This window comes from Bradyrhizobium ottawaense, from assembly GCF_900099825.1.
GTDB lineage: Bacteria > Pseudomonadota > Alphaproteobacteria > Rhizobiales > Xanthobacteraceae > Bradyrhizobium > Bradyrhizobium ottawaense_A.
Map to the genome: position 1 here is coordinate 2,278,045 of NZ_LT629693.1, position 13,777 is coordinate 2,291,821.

Annotated in this window: 11 protein-coding genes and 1 pseudogene; 7 read left to right on the forward strand and 5 right to left on the reverse strand. The window is 57.9% G+C overall.

Annotated features, from left to right (window positions below; translation table 11 throughout):
* Positions 1-27: 27 nt before the first annotated feature.
* Positions 28-345 (reverse strand): 2Fe-2S iron-sulfur cluster-binding protein, encoded by a 318-nt coding sequence (locus BLR13_RS10575; protein WP_074824699.1) that lies wholly within the window; start codon positions 343-345, stop codon positions 28-30.
* A 106-nt stretch (positions 346-451) separates the two neighbouring features.
* Positions 452-1,798 (reverse strand): Rieske 2Fe-2S domain-containing protein, encoded by a 1,347-nt coding sequence (locus tag BLR13_RS10580; RefSeq protein ID WP_074824697.1) that lies wholly within the window; start codon positions 1,796-1,798, stop codon positions 452-454.
* 237 nt (positions 1,799-2,035) lie between these two features.
* On the opposite strand from BLR13_RS10580, the gene BLR13_RS10585 reads away from it, so the two are divergent.
* From BLR13_RS10585 to BLR13_RS10610, 6 genes and pseudogenes are all read left to right on the forward strand, one after another.
* Entirely contained in the window at positions 2,036-2,998 is a 963-nt protein-coding gene (locus BLR13_RS10585) for a LysR family transcriptional regulator (protein ID WP_074824694.1), read from the forward strand.
* An 82-nt stretch (positions 2,999-3,080) separates the two neighbouring features.
* A pseudogene (locus BLR13_RS10590) lies at positions 3,081-3,657 on the forward strand (transposase); the annotation flags it as partial.
* Between the two features lie 338 nt (positions 3,658-3,995).
* Complete coding sequence (locus BLR13_RS10595; RefSeq protein WP_074824691.1) at positions 3,996-4,784, forward strand: N-acyl homoserine lactonase family protein; 789 nt, start codon at positions 3,996-3,998, stop codon at positions 4,782-4,784.
* A 600-nt stretch (positions 4,785-5,384) separates the two neighbouring features.
* Positions 5,385-5,711: a DUF1330 domain-containing protein gene (locus BLR13_RS10600; RefSeq protein WP_074824688.1), complete on the forward strand. Its 327-nt coding sequence runs from the start codon at positions 5,385-5,387 to the stop codon at positions 5,709-5,711.
* 97 nt (positions 5,712-5,808) lie between these two features.
* A complete protein-coding gene (locus BLR13_RS10605; RefSeq protein WP_079587919.1) occupies positions 5,809-7,041 on the forward strand; it encodes an ABC transporter substrate-binding protein in 1,233 nt (410 codons plus the stop codon).
* A 585-nt stretch (positions 7,042-7,626) separates the two neighbouring features.
* Positions 7,627-8,847: an NAD(P)/FAD-dependent oxidoreductase gene (locus BLR13_RS10610; protein ID WP_074824682.1), complete on the forward strand. Its 1,221-nt coding sequence runs from the start codon at positions 7,627-7,629 to the stop codon at positions 8,845-8,847.
* Between the two features lie 58 nt (positions 8,848-8,905).
* Here BLR13_RS10610 and BLR13_RS10615 read toward each other — a convergent pair whose 3' ends face one another.
* Positions 8,906-9,853 carry a D-2-hydroxyacid dehydrogenase family protein gene (locus tag BLR13_RS10615; RefSeq protein ID WP_074824679.1) on the reverse strand — a complete coding sequence of 316 codons (948 nt, stop codon included), beginning with the start codon at positions 9,851-9,853 and terminating at the stop codon, positions 8,906-8,908.
* 465 nt (positions 9,854-10,318) lie between these two features.
* On the opposite strand from BLR13_RS10615, the gene BLR13_RS10620 reads away from it, so the two are divergent.
* Complete coding sequence (locus tag BLR13_RS10620) at positions 10,319-11,206, forward strand: LysR family transcriptional regulator (RefSeq protein WP_074824676.1); 888 nt, start codon at positions 10,319-10,321, stop codon at positions 11,204-11,206.
* A 286-nt stretch (positions 11,207-11,492) separates the two neighbouring features.
* Here the strand turns inward: BLR13_RS10620 and BLR13_RS10625 are convergent, their stop codons facing one another.
* Together BLR13_RS10625 and BLR13_RS10630 are read right to left on the reverse strand one after the other, a co-directional pair.
* The gene (locus BLR13_RS10625) at positions 11,493-12,437 is read right to left on the reverse strand and encodes a cupin domain-containing protein (protein ID WP_074824672.1); all 945 of its coding nucleotides are present in this window, start codon (positions 12,435-12,437) and stop codon (positions 11,493-11,495) included.
* 85 nt (positions 12,438-12,522) lie between these two features.
* A complete protein-coding gene (locus BLR13_RS10630) occupies positions 12,523-13,524 on the reverse strand; it encodes an NADP-dependent oxidoreductase (protein WP_074824667.1) in 1,002 nt (333 codons plus the stop codon).
* Positions 13,525-13,777 lie beyond the last annotated feature (253 nt).

Sequence of the window (13,777 nt, forward strand, 5' to 3'; positions counted from 1 at the left end):
TTATTGTCTTGATGGCGGCGCGTATCATCAATCCTCCGGCGCAATGATGACTCGCAACCCGTTCAGGGCGTCGCTGAACGTAATCTGGCACGATAGCCGGCTGTCGGCAGTGCGATGGCTCGAAGCGTCGAGCAGGTCGTTCTCATCTTCGCTCATGGCGGGCAACGCGCGGGAGAATTCGGGGTCCACATAAACATGGCAGGTGGCGCACGAACAGGAGCCGCTGCACAGCGCCAGCAGATCGCCGAAACCATTGTTGCGGATGATCTCCATCACCGATAAACCGCCTTGGCCTTCGACGGTCTGTTCTTCACCCACCCGCGTGACCACCGTCAAACCAGACATCAATCATTCTCCTCCGATTTCCTCTATCGTCCGCAGCTCAATCACTGCGGACTCGCTTTTTGTTGAACCCTGAAAAAATGTCTGGATTGTACCAAGGAAGTTCGCGTCAAACTTCGTCGCTTGTTTCCAACACCTTCCCGGCGGGAGAGTCAGCGGCCGCGGCGAGTTCGGCCACCAGTGGTGGATTCTTTAGGCAGGCGTCCGCCAACCGGCGCCCGGTTTCGCGGATTAGCTGGCGGTCCATTTCTGAGTTAGCTTCCGGCGGCGCGCGCACAACGGTGTTATTGCAGTATGTCGGGATGACCGCGCCCGCATCACGGAACACGCCGATAGGATCGTGACCGGCTTGCACGGCACGGATGCCGCGTCTCGCCTGCGAACGGAACATTGTGATTCCGCGATCGGTGGCGCCGAGATGCTCCAATGCGTGGACGGCGATTGCGCGCTGCGAGACCTGCGCGTCATAGTCGGAAGGTTGCCGCTGACTGGCCTCATAGGAGTCCGGGGGGAGCTGGCCGGGGAGCATGATGTCACGATCGGCCAGCCACGCGGGCGTGGCGCCTTCGGTCTCGCTCACGTGGCGAAACTCGATGAGCATTGCGTTGGTATCATCGGTTGGCACGATCCAGCGGCTAATGGCCGGACCGCTGAACCCGTGCTCCTCGCTCCCGTCTTCCCAAACTGGCGCTATCGCCTGCAGGTTGGGCATAATGCATTCGCCTGACATTCGAATCCAAATATTCTGTCCGACTCGTCGGCTCGCGACAGAAACCACCCCCAAAGGGGTCTCCCGAAATTCCAGTTCTGGCAGGATCCTGAATTCCCCGGTAAAGTGAACGCTTCCAATCGTGTGGAGAAACGCTACGTGGGCCGGGTCAACCGCGTTTTCCATCTGCTGTAGCCAGTTGCATGGAAAGAAGTATTTTCTGCCCGGAATGGTGCGATAGCCAGGCCGGATGAACGAGTCGTAGATGGGAAAGGGTGGCTTCCGGTCGGGCGGGCCGAGATAGGCAAAGACGATGCCTTGATACTCATGAGTAGGATAGGCCCCTTGGCAGAGGTGGTCTTTCAAGGTGCTCGCCGCCGGCTCGCCTGGGGTCTCCAGGAGAGCACCGTCGACGCCGAAGAGCCAGCCATGGTAGCAGCAGCGTATTCCTTGCGCCTCGATCTGTCCGAACTCCAAGGATGTGCCGCGGTGCGCGCAATGCAACTCCAGGAGACCCACCGCGCCGCTCCGATTGCGGAATGCCACCAGCTCTTCCCCGAGGATTTTGATCCGGTGGGGAAGGTCGTTCAGTTCGTCGGAGAAGCAGATCGGCTGCCAAAAGCGGCGAAAATACTCGCCACCCGGAGTGCCGCGGCCAACATGTGTGAGCTCTGCGTCCTCGCCGGGCACCTCGCGATGGAAGTAGCCACCAAATCGGGTCGTCGAGTAATCGGGTCGCTTAGCCATTCAATCCTCCCTCTATTTTTTAATGGGCGCGGCAAGCGCGACTTGCGCCGCCGCGCCCAGATATGCGCAATCTGGGGCTAACATGGCCTTCCCTCTGGCTTTCCTCCGGGTTGGCTAGAGGCACCTCAAGCAGACCATATGCTTGGCCGGATCAATAAGCTCGTCGCCGGCGTTTGACTATGTAGGAAGAATAGAATTGACTATGCGATAGCATTTCATAATCGGGGATTGAGCCCCATGGATCGCTTTGACAACGTGCGGGTCTTCGCCAAGGTGGTGGAGAGTGGCAGTTTCGCTGGCGCTGCGGCGCAGCTTAGTATTTCCGCCAGCATGGTCAGCCACCATGTGAAGGGACTTGAAGAGCGGCTCGGTGCGCGGTTGCTGAACCGTACGACGCGCAAGATCAGTGTCACCGAGGTCGGGCGCGCCTATTACGAGCGATGTACGCGGGTGCTGGCGGACCTCGAGGAAGCCGATCGGGTCGCGGGCGACATGCAGACAACCCCGCGGGGCAACTTGCGCGTCAATGCGACTACATACTTCGGCGCGAGTTGTTTAGGACCAGTCATCGCCGATTTCATAACTCGCTTTCCCGACGTTTCGGTCGAATTGACGTTGAGCGGTCGTGTTGGCGATCTGGTCGATGAAGGCTTCGATGTCGCCGTCCGACTCGAGCCGCTTCCGGATTCCAGCCTTATCGCGCGCCGTCTCGCTGTATATCGCGTGGTGATCTGCGGAGCACCGAGTTATTTCGAGAAGCGCGGCATGCCATGCAAGCCGGCCGATCTCTCCGATCATAACTGTCTGGTGTTCACCGGCTCATCTTTTTATCGCCGCTGGCACTTGATAGACGGCAACACCGATTTGCGCTTTCCGCCGGCGGGCAACGTCAGTTCCAACCATCCGTCGGCGCTGCTGCATGCGGCGCTCGCCGGACACGGCCTCATGTATGCGCCGACCTATGTGGTCGGCGAAGCATTGCAGGCGGGACAGCTCGTATCGGTACTTGACGATTTCGTGCCACCCGTGACGGTGCGTGCGCTTTACCCGCATAGTCGGCATCTCTCGACGAAGGTCCGAGCTTTTGTCGACTTTCTCGCGGCACGCTTTGGGCCGGAACCGCCTTGTGAAAGTCTAGGAACATCGTCGCCCTCTAAAAGCGATCCATCTTTGATGTCGCTTTTGGATGGGAAAGACTGAGGATGCCGCCCGGGCTCGACATCACGCCCGTTCGCCCGCCCTCGGGCAAAACGATCGCGATCCCCAAACGGCGATGCAAGAAATTCGGACGATTGTGAACGAGGCGCTGTCGGCGCTGGAGCGCGAGTTTGCCGCGCTCTATTCGCCGATTAGGCGGCGTCGATCCCGCCGGAGAAGCTGCTGCGGGCGATGCTGTTGCAGGCGGTTTTGTTCGATCCGCTCGCAGCGGCTTGGAGCGGCTGGAATACGACCTACTGCTCCGCTGGTTCGTCGAAATCGGCGTTGACGACGCAGCCTGGGACCATTCGGCTTTCTCGAAGAATCGCGACCGGCTGCTGGAAGGCGACATCGCGGCCAAGTTCCCAGCGGCGCGGCTGGGGCAGCCCAAGGTGATGAGGCTTCTGTCGAGCGATCACTTCTCGGTCGATGACGCGCTGATTGATCGAGGCCTGGGGCTCGATGAAGAGCGTCAAGCTCCAGGACGGCTCGGGCGAGCCGCCCACGCAAGGTGGCGGGCGCAATGCCGATGCGGACTTCCATGACCAGAAGCGCGCGAACGACCCATGCTTAGACCACCGATCCCAATGCCCGGGCTCCACCGTAAGGGTAAGGAAGCAGGCAAGTTGTGCTTCATCGGGCAAGGGCCGATGGAGAGCCGCATATTGTCAAAACGATCCATCGGACTGAGTCTCTGATTATGAAACACCATCGCATGGTCCATTCTATTCTTCCTACATAGTCAAACGTCGGCGATGAGCTTATCGATCCGGGAAAGCATATGGTCTGATCGAGGTGCCTCTGATCAGCCGGGGAAAGCCAGAGGGAAGACTATGTCAGCCGAAGACCATGTCGGCGCCAGATTGAACATCTCTGAGCCGCAGCTGGGGCGCCGCGACGCAAGTCGCTCGTGCAATTTCTCGGCAAGTCTGTTCGACATGAGAAGCGCTTAGCCTCAAGATCAATCCGAGAATGCGACAGTCAGTATCAGGAGCGAAGCATGACGAAACTCACGATGACGGCAATGAATGTCGGCCCTCTCGGCGGCGCAAAGAACCTGTTGGTAGCCTTCGCACCTGGAAACGTCGAAACACCGACAACGTCAGCAATTGTGGAGCACCCCAAGCACGGAATCGTTTTGTGGGACACAGGCGTCAATGACGCTGTCGCCGATCCGGAACGGGCAGACGATTATTGGGGGAGCGGTCTCCCCGCGGCCTTCGGTGCCGAGCGCCTGAAGCGCGAAGATATTGTCGATGCCCAGCTCAAGAAGCTCGGTATTTCCCTCGGAGATGTGCGGTATGTCGTGTATTCGCATCTGCATCTCGATCACGCTGGCGGCATGTCCTATTTTCCCGACGCCGTACATGTTGTGCAGCGGGACGAGGTGCGCTACGCGATGTGGCCCGACGCATGGACGCGTCCCATGTACTGCCAGAACGACTTCCGGGACATTCGCAAGCTGAACTTTCTGGAAATCGACGGCGATTTCGACTTATTCGGGGATGGCTCTCTAAAACTCGTCAAGGCACCGGGGCATTCTCCCGGGCAGCAGGTGCTTGTTGTCGATTTACCGAACCGCGGACGGATCTGCCTCGCTGCAGACACCGGTCACCAGCGCGACGGCTTCGAGAATATGGTCCCAATGCCGTGGGATTGGAGCATCAGCGCGATGTCCATGACGCGCATGCGCATGAAGCAGCTGGAACGCAGCGGAGTCCCATTGTTCTTTTGTCATGACATGGACGACTTTTCGAAGCTTCCGCAAAGCGGTCAGTTTTGGGATTGATTGATACGCGCGATTGTTGGCGCACGCTCTCGCCCGAGTTAGCAAACCATAGGCTTACGAGCCAATCCTTGTTGGATTCATCACCGGTGATTCCAGCGGACGTGTGGCGCAGATCATCGAGTTACATGAAAAACGGAGCTCAATATGGATTGTGCTAAATGTCGAATGCAAAATGCGGAATGCGGACTCTTCTCGGCAACAACGCCTGGGCGCGCGGATACTTCGTCCCGACCGCTGGTCGAGATGAAGAGAGCATCCGAGTCCACATCAGAGACCAAGAACTGCTTCACCCAGCAACTGGATCGGCTTGAGCTGAAGATCTCATAGATCGGTCTCTACAACATTCACGCGATGCGAACTCCTGCGGCAGGGTCCGTGTCGCGGCCAAGCTACGCAATGCTCCGGATAAGAAGTCCGCAATGTTCGGAAGAATTCTCCCCTTCACAGCTGCAGATCAGAACGATACGTGCGTGAATGTCGACGACAGGCAATCGCCAGTCGTTGAGTGCTCCGCAGCTGGACAGCTAAATCCCCTAAAACTAGCTGAACTCGACATCACACGAGTCACAGAGAATGCCAACTACATAGACAGGTCAGACGATGCCCAAGGGATATTTTTTTGGTGAATTCGAAATCGCTGATCCGGTCGGTTATGATGCTTACCGAGCGAAAGTTCCGGAGATCATCTCAGCTCATGGAGGCCGAATTCTCGTGCGCGGCGGAGACCCGCAACCGCTCGATGGCCTTATGCCGCAGCAACGTCGCTTCATTATTGTCGAGTTCGATAGTCCTGAGGCCGTGAAGACATTCTACTACTCCGACGCTTATCAGGCGTTGCTGCCGATCCGGTTAAACGTCAGCACCGGCAATGGGTTTGCGGGCCTGCTGACCGGAGGTAGCCATCCGGTGAAGGGCGTTGGCGGCTGAGAAACGTTGACAGCCGGCAATGACATTGGATCCCGATAGTGCCGCGTTCGTTGCTCGGATAACCGCATGACGCCGCGTAAGAATGGGGAGGATTGAAATGTTGAATCGCCGAAAATTCGTGGGAGCCGGTTTGAGTGCCCTTGTGGCCGGAAAGGTTCGTGTCGCTTCTGCCCAGGACGCTAACACAATCAAAATTGGCCTGATCACCGACATGAGTGGCATCTACAAAGATAGCGAAGGTCCTGCCAGTGTAGCGTGTGCCACACTCGCCATTCAGGAGTTTACGGCCGCAAATCAACAGGTCAACGTCGAACTGATCGTCGGCGACCATCAAAATAAGGCGGACATTGGCGTAGGAATTATACGCGAATGGTTCGATCGGCAGGGCGTCGACATAATTACTGACGTCGGCAACAGTGCCGTCGCGCTCGGTGCTCGCACTATAGTCGAGGAAAGGGACAAGATTTCGATCGTTACATCGGCAGGAAGTTCCGATCTGACGGGAAAGGGTTGCAGCCCAAATCAACTGCATTGGAGCTATGACACCTGGTGTCTCGCACACTCGATCGCGACGGCAATTTCTCAATTCGGTGGGAAGAGGTGGTTCTTTGTCACGGCCGACTACGCTTTCGGACATGCCGCGCAAAAGGATGTGACCAGATTTGTTGAGGCTGCGGGTGGAACTGTTATTGGCTCGGTCGCGCATCCGCCCGGCGCTTCCGACTATGCATCCTTTTTACTGCAAGCCCAGGCCGCGAAGCCGGATGTTATCGTGTTCGCAAATGCTGGAGCCGACTTGACCAATTGCATGAGGCAATCGCAGGAATTCGGCATCGCAACGAGCGGAATTCGTTTTGTCGCAATGGGCGGCTTTATCACTGACATTCTCGGGATGGGACTTCCGGTCGCCAAAGGATTGTCGCTCACCGAAACATTCTATTGGGACTTAAACGACCGGACTCGCGCTTTCATGAAACGGTTGCAGCCTTCGCTGCCCGAGGGCGTATTTCCGAATATGAGTCACGCTGGAAATTATTCCGGGCTTTCGCATTATCTCAAAGCGGTGAAGCAACTGGGGGTGACGCGCGCCAAGGCCTCAGGCCGCTATACAATTGATACGATGAAGAAGATGCCGACAGACGACGATTGCTTCGGGCCGGGGTCGATCCGTGCAGACGTCCGAAAGATCCACCCGGCCTATCTGCTTGCAGCAAAGGATCCCAGCGATAGTAAGGGTCGGGGCGACGCATATGACCTGTTGGCGACAATTCCAGCTGAACAGGCGTTCCGTCCCATGAGTGAGGGCGGTTGTCCGCTCATGAAGACCTGAGGGACCGATGATTCACCAGCTGACGGGCGGCATTAGCTTGACAAGCGGCCCGACTTTTTCTGCTTCCGGCTATCGGGTCGCGCTCGCTACCGACGAGAACGGGCGCCAAGAGCTACGCACGAGAGCTAAGCGAGGATAATGTCGCACGGGACGCCATGTTGTATCGCACGCCTAACTCTGCTCGACATAGTGTACCGCCATACAGACATGCGGGGGGCGGCTCCAACGATGAAGCCACCGGACTGGAACTCTTAGTGACGTGCATTAGGAAAATACGGGGCCTTATTCCCAGCGTGTTGATGTCGGAGCCAGAAAGACTGCCGTTAGAAGGCGTGGCTCGCGGCGTTGGCGATTGGCTCGAAGGAGCGCTATCGGCTTGCATGCTCGTAGACATCGGGTACGACGATGAGTTCGTCGGCGTCCGTTTCCTTAACGAGTTTGTCGATGCCAGTCCAAACGGTGTCCAAAGATCTAACGATGGAGCGGGCGAGCATCGGCATCGCCTGCGCCGTTCCATCGGGCGAGGATAGCAAACCAATATTCAGATTAAGGAAACGACATGAGTAAATCAGTTGAGCTGCCCAAATGACGCAAGGACCCGTCGTGATCGTCGGGGCCGGGCATGCAGGCTTTCAGGTTGCCGCCTCGCTGCGCCAGCTCGGTTTCGCCGATTCCGTGCTGATTATAAATGACGAAGCGCATCTGCCATATCAGCGACCGCCTCTGTCGAAAGCCTATATCACGGGCGCGGCCGGGCCTGAGAGCCTCTTCTTCCGGCCGGAAAAATTCTATGCCGACCAGAAGATCGAGCTGGTTTCCGACCGCGCCACCGCGATCGACCGCGCCGCGCGCAAGGTGAAATTGGCTTCGCGTGGCGTGCTCGACTACAGCCATCTGGTGCTCGCGACCGGCGCGCGCAACCGCCTCATCGAGCTGCCCAACGCCAATCTGGTGGACGTGAAATATCTACGCACCCTCGACGAGAGCGAAGCGCTGCGCGCCTGCATCGGTTCGCACCAGCGCGTGGTCGTCATTGGCGCCGGCTTCATCGGTCTCGAGTTTGCCGCGACCGCAAGGATTAAGGGGCTCGAGGTCGATGTAATCGAGCTCGCAAGCCGCGTGATGGCGCGCGCGGTGACGGCCGAAGTGTCGGACTATTTCCTGGAGCGCCATCGCGTGGCCGGCATCCGCATCCATCTCGGCGTGACGGCGACCGGCATCGAAGCCGCACGCGGCAGGGTGACTGGCGTGAGTCTCAGCGATGGCCGTCATCTGCCGGCGGATCTCGTTGTGGTCGGCGTCGGCGTACTGCCGAATGTCGAGCTTGCGGCGGAAGCAGGCCTGCCGGTCGCATCCGGTATCATCGTTGACGAGAATCTCTTAACTCCCGATCCAAATATCTCAGCCATCGGCGATTGCACGCTGTTTGCAAGCCAGCGCTTCGGGGGCCGGCAGCGGCTGGAGTCGGTGCAAAACGCCACCGACCATGCGCGCTGCGTGGCGGCGCGGCTGACCGGCGACGACAAGTCCTACGACGGCGAACCCTGGTTCTGGAGCGACCAGGGCGACGACAAGCTCCAGATCGCGGGCCTTACCGCCGGCTATGACCGCGTCGTGTTGCGCGGCGAGCAGGCGCAGAAGGCGTTCTCGGCCTTCTGCTACAAGGGCGACAAGCTTCTCGGCATCGAATCCATCAACCGCCCCGGCGACCACATGTTCGGCCGAAGGCTGCTCGGGATGCACCGCTCGATTTCGCCGGAGCAGGCGGCTGACCGAGGCTTCGATCTGAAAAAGGTCCTGGCGTAAGTGCGGGGCTACCAAAGCTATGCGAAAGCACCGAAAGCCTAGCAAAGCCGAAGGAAGGTCATGCTTTCTTTTTTGGCACAGTTTCATCGAGCCAGGCGGCGACGCTCGCGGCCACGTCGCTGTAGAACGTCCGATAGAGATCTTCCGCGACGTATCCCACATGAGGCGTGGCCAACACATTATCCAACGTTCGAAACGGATGATCAGCCGGCAGGGGCTCGGTGTTAAACACGTCGAGCGCGGCTCCTGCAATAGAGCGCGACGTCAACGCTTGCACAAGGCCGCCCTCGTCGACGATAGGTCCGCGCGACGTGTTGATCAACCAGGAGGTGGGCTTCATGAGTGCGATATCGGCACTGCTAACAAGGCCGCGCGTGCGCTCGCTCAGAATGACGTGCATGGTCAAGACGTCGGCCTGGTGGAACAGCTCGTTCTTCGTGACCAACGTTGCCCCCGCAGCCTCGGCCACGGCGGGCGTCATGTTTTGGCTCCAGGCGATCACCTTCATGCCGAAGGCGCGGCCGATGCGCGCGACCTGTCCGCCGACATTGCCCAGACCCAGCACGCCCAGCACCCTGCCTTCGAGTTCACGTCCAATCGAGGTCTGCCAACCGCCTTTGCGGACGGAATTGCTGTCGCGGACGATCTGGCGCGCGCTGGCAAGAATGAGTGCCCAAGTCATCTCGATTGTGGGCGTCGACCGGTAACCGGTCGCGGTGACTCGAATCCCAAGCTCCTTCGCCGCGGCCACGTCGATCGAGGAGTTGCGTGGTCCAGTCGAGGCTATCAACTTGAGCCGAGGTAGGCGTTCGAGGACTTCACGCGGCAGCGGCGTTCGTTCCCGCATGACGCAGATTGCGTCGAACGGCAGTAGTCTTTTGACGACCGCATTCAGATCGGCAACGTGGTCTTCTAACACCGTGATTTCGGCCCGGTTAGCGACAGAAGACCAATCAGCAAAATAGAGCGCGACCAGTTGATAATCATCGAGAATCGCGACTTTCACGTTTTGCTCCTTTGAACCAAATCCGAAGTGCCGAGAGACGGTGCCGGCGCCGCCCGAACCGTAAGCTCGCGGAAGTTCTAGCCGACAGGGCGGAAGCCATAATCGAGCCCTTGCTACGAATTTGCCACAGCGCTAGGCGCGAAACTGCGGGGCGCCGAACTCATGAATGCGAACGCTGCGCGTCTGGGCAGTTCCTCTATTGGCTATCAGTTAGAGCTCTTGGTGGCCCTCGCAAAGGACATATTTGCCACCATCTAAGACAGAAGGTAGGGACCGGAAATTGCTATCGCACAACTCTTCATCGTCGACGCTCTCGTCGACCTGGGCCGGTGCTTGTGGCAGGGATGTAGAAAGCTTAGGTGACCGAAGCTGATGCCATTTACGTAGACTACCAGCCAATCAAATCGCTTTTGCTCGACCCAGCGAGGGGCGATAGGCTCGTCATCCACTCGAAGGGAGGATAGCATGGAGCTGCGGCAGATCGACTGTTTCCTCGCGGTTGCTACTGATCTGCATTTCGGGAAAGCAGCTGAGAGGCTCTCTGTCGCTCAGTCTTCCGTCTCCGAAGCAATACGGGCTTTGGAGCATGAGGTGGGAGGACCGCTTTTTGTAAGAACGAGCCGGCGAGTGCAGTTGACGCCACTTGGCGAGAAATTGCGCCGGGGCGTAGAGCCGGCGGCGCTGGTGCTTCGTGCCACACTTGAGGATTGCCGCAAGATTGCACTTAATCAGTCCAACCGAGTAAGGATCGGATTCGTCGGCGGCGGTCTATATGACTTAACGTTGCCGTTTATCAGGCATCTCAAAAGTAAATTCCAAATCGACGTCGACTGGGTGGAGCTCTCCCTTTTAGACCAGTTTGAAGCGGTTGCAGCAGGCAAGGTCGATGCTGCGTTCTGCAGGCTTCCGCTTTCCCACGATGGTCTCGTCCAATGTGTGGTACTGTTCGAGAACAAACGAAAATTGATCGTGTCGACCGATCATAGGCTTGCGAACAGAGACTTGGTTGATCCTGAGGAATTGGCGCTCGAAACCCTCCCGACGCTGCCAGACAATCATCAGTTGGGACCTTGGACAGCATTTCATTTCCCCGATCATACTCCTTCTGGGCGCCCCATCGATCGAGGACCTGTCGTAGAGACTGTCCGTGAAATGTTCGCGGTCGTTAAGTCTGGCGAAGTGGTGGCTCTCATGAGCGCTGCCGCGGAGCGATACTATTCTGACCCCGGCGTGAGATATATCGACATTGACGTCCCCCCCGTGGGGACCGCCCTCGTGAGGCGTCGAGCCGATCGGCGACGCGTGATCTTGGATCTTGAGGAATGCTCACGCGACGTGGCGGCGAACCACTGACCGAATATCAGTACTTAGAGGGACTCTTCGCCGTGCGAAGCTGGACGATAATGCCTCAGGTTTTCGGTCGGCGACTGCGCCCCGATCACCACAATATTCCAATCATCCGTATTGGCAATTTTTAGACGCCGGATGCTCATCGCTCCTAAGTCTCCGATCATGGTCCAGGGCAATTTCGAGCGCATTATTCATCTGTCATCCAATCAAATTGCTTGAACGTCGTTGGAGTACAACCCACGCTGATGACCCGCGTTAGGAGACCCGGTCACGCCGATCACCAATCTTTCTAACGCGCCTGGAACTTTACGCGTTCGGGCTCCTTCGAGCCGACCAGCATAAAGAATTCACAGCGTTCCGTGCCTTCGTTGCGGAAATAGTGAGGCTGGCCTGCCGGATTTAATATTACGTCCTTCCGACCCAGCCGAGCCTCATGAACCCGACCGTTCTCCTCCCAGCCCACTGTAAGCACGCCTTCGGTGACGAAATAGACGTCCTCGACATCGCGGACATAACCCTTCACGCCCTTCCCGCAAGGCACGAAAATCAGCTCCTTGCGGTTGGACCACGGCACGACCGCGCCCTCACCGACATATATCTTGCGAGCAAATCCCGCTGGATCCCAACTAGGGATTTGGTCGGTATAGCGAACGACATTTTGGGCCATAAGCTGCTGCAGGGGATGCGAATCTAAGGGATTGAACGGCATGATTTTTTCGAGCTGAACACCGAGACGTGCCGCCAGCGCCGGATCGGTATCCCTTGGGTGCGCATGGTAACGTGTCTTGTCCGCCCTGCCAGACTCCGCAACCACTGAAAACTGAACCGGTTCCACCCCGTCATTACGCAATCCATGCGGGACGTTGACCGGAACGGAGATCATGTCCTTCAGGCCAAGCCTTACTTCAACCAGTTCGCCATCCCGCTCCCAGCCGACAGTCGAAACTCCGCCGAAGACGAGATACGATTCTTCCATATCGTGCGAGTGCAGCGGGGCATATTTGGTCGGCGGCTGGTGGACCAGCACAACCGTGAAGTGCTCCGGCTTCAGCGCATGCGGATCGTCGATCTTTGACGAAAGGCTGTTTCCAACGAAGCGAGCCGCAGCACGCTCGAGCCCCACGTATCGTTCGTTCCCGGGAAACGCATTCCAATCGAAATTACGATCGGCGTATCGGGCGATCGACGCCGTCATCCGAGGGGCAAAATCCAGTTTTTCAATGATTGGCTTCATGTCGTCCTCGCCATAAATTCGGAATAGACACTAAAAGTCACGCCACGCGTGACTGCCTTGACTAACAACGGTCATGTGCCGCTGCTCAGTCAGCGACCCGGATAATCACCTTTCCGAAGTTGCGGCCTTCGAGCATACCTATGAAGGCTTTTGGCGCATTCTCTAATCCATCGATGACGTCTTCTCGGTACTTGATCTGGCCACTACTGACCCCCGCGCTGACTTCACGCTGGAAATCGGAAAACTGGTCGAGAAAATCCGAATTGATGAAACCTCGCACGGTTAGACCCTTTACCAGGATCTGCCGCATGGTCGCGGGCAGCCTGTCCGGACCCGGAGGAGTCTGTTGGCCGAATTGAGAAACTAATCCACAGACGGGTACGCGCGCGAGACGGTTCAATAAGGGCCACGCGGCTGCCCAGACTGCACCTCCCACATTTTCGAAGTAAACATCGATGCCATTCGGGCAGGCCACTGCAAGCTTCTGCGCAAGATCAGGCGCGCGATGATCGATCGCCACGTCGAATCCGAGTTTATTTTTCACGAACGCGCACTTATCTGGTCCTCCAGCGATCCCCACCGCTCGTGCTCCAGCGATACGTGCAAGCTGACCAACAAGGGATCCGACCGGCCCGCTCGCCGCGGCGACTACCACCGTTTCACCGCGCTTCGGCTGCCCGATAAGCCGCATGCCCACATAGGCGGTAAAGCCAGGCATGCCGAGCACACCCAGTCCGGTGGTGATCGGAAAATCGGCTGCGTCTAGCTTGCGAAGCCTCTCACCGTTGGAAATGCTCAGTGTTTGCCACCCGGTCTGAGCGAGGACCACATCGCCGGCCTTGTAACTCGGATGATTCGAGACGAGTACGTCGACCACACTTTGGCCCACCATTACGTCGCCGATGGCAACGGCCTCCTCCATGCGCCCGCGCATATATGGATCGAGCGAAAGATACCGCGTTCGCAGCAGCAGTTGACCGGCGCCGGGATCCGATACAGGGGCCTGTTCGAGACGGAAATCATCTTCTTTCGCCTTACCGACGGGACGGGCTGCTAAGACGATCCTTTTGGTGCTCAGGGCGCTCATCTCAACTCCAACATCTAATGGAACTCCGGCGGACCCAAGGTTGTGGCGCAGTGGCTCAACTGGGTAAGACGATCATCGGACGACGGCCACAAACGATTTGGCCATCGGCTCGTCAATATTGAATAACGAGCAAAGCTCTGAGGGCCGGGGATTCCCTGGCAAGCGTGCTTGTGATTTCAAGAGACACTCAACAACCGTTTTGTTCGTTGGGTTGATAAAGGTGGATAGACCGACCTGCTCCGGCTTCGGTAGG

What these genes read in the sequence shown, in the direction of transcription:
- BLR13_RS10620 (WP_074824676.1), top strand. Translation starts at nt 10,319, where the DNA reads ATGGAGCTGCGGCAGATCGACTGTTTCCTCGCGGTTGCTACTGATCTG.
- BLR13_RS10600 (WP_074824688.1), top strand. Translation starts at nt 5,385, where the DNA reads ATGCCCAAGGGATATTTTTTTGGTGAATTCGAAATCGCTGATCCGGTC.
- BLR13_RS10630 (WP_074824667.1), bottom strand. Translation starts at nt 13,524, where the DNA reads ATGAGCGCCCTGAGCACCAAAAGGATCGTCTTAGCAGCCCGTCCCGTC.
- BLR13_RS10605 (WP_079587919.1), top strand. Translation starts at nt 5,809, where the DNA reads ATGTTGAATCGCCGAAAATTCGTGGGAGCCGGTTTGAGTGCCCTTGTG.
- BLR13_RS10610 (WP_074824682.1), top strand. Translation starts at nt 7,627, where the DNA reads ATGACGCAAGGACCCGTCGTGATCGTCGGGGCCGGGCATGCAGGCTTT.
- BLR13_RS10625 (WP_074824672.1), bottom strand. Translation starts at nt 12,437, where the DNA reads ATGAAGCCAATCATTGAAAAACTGGATTTTGCCCCTCGGATGACGGCG.
- BLR13_RS10585 (WP_074824694.1), top strand. Translation starts at nt 2,036, where the DNA reads ATGGATCGCTTTGACAACGTGCGGGTCTTCGCCAAGGTGGTGGAGAGT.
- BLR13_RS10595 (WP_074824691.1), top strand. Translation starts at nt 3,996, where the DNA reads ATGACGAAACTCACGATGACGGCAATGAATGTCGGCCCTCTCGGCGGC.
- BLR13_RS10580 (WP_074824697.1), bottom strand. Translation starts at nt 1,798, where the DNA reads ATGGCTAAGCGACCCGATTACTCGACGACCCGATTTGGTGGCTACTTC.
- BLR13_RS10575 (WP_074824699.1), bottom strand. Translation starts at nt 345, where the DNA reads ATGTCTGGTTTGACGGTGGTCACGCGGGTGGGTGAAGAACAGACCGTC.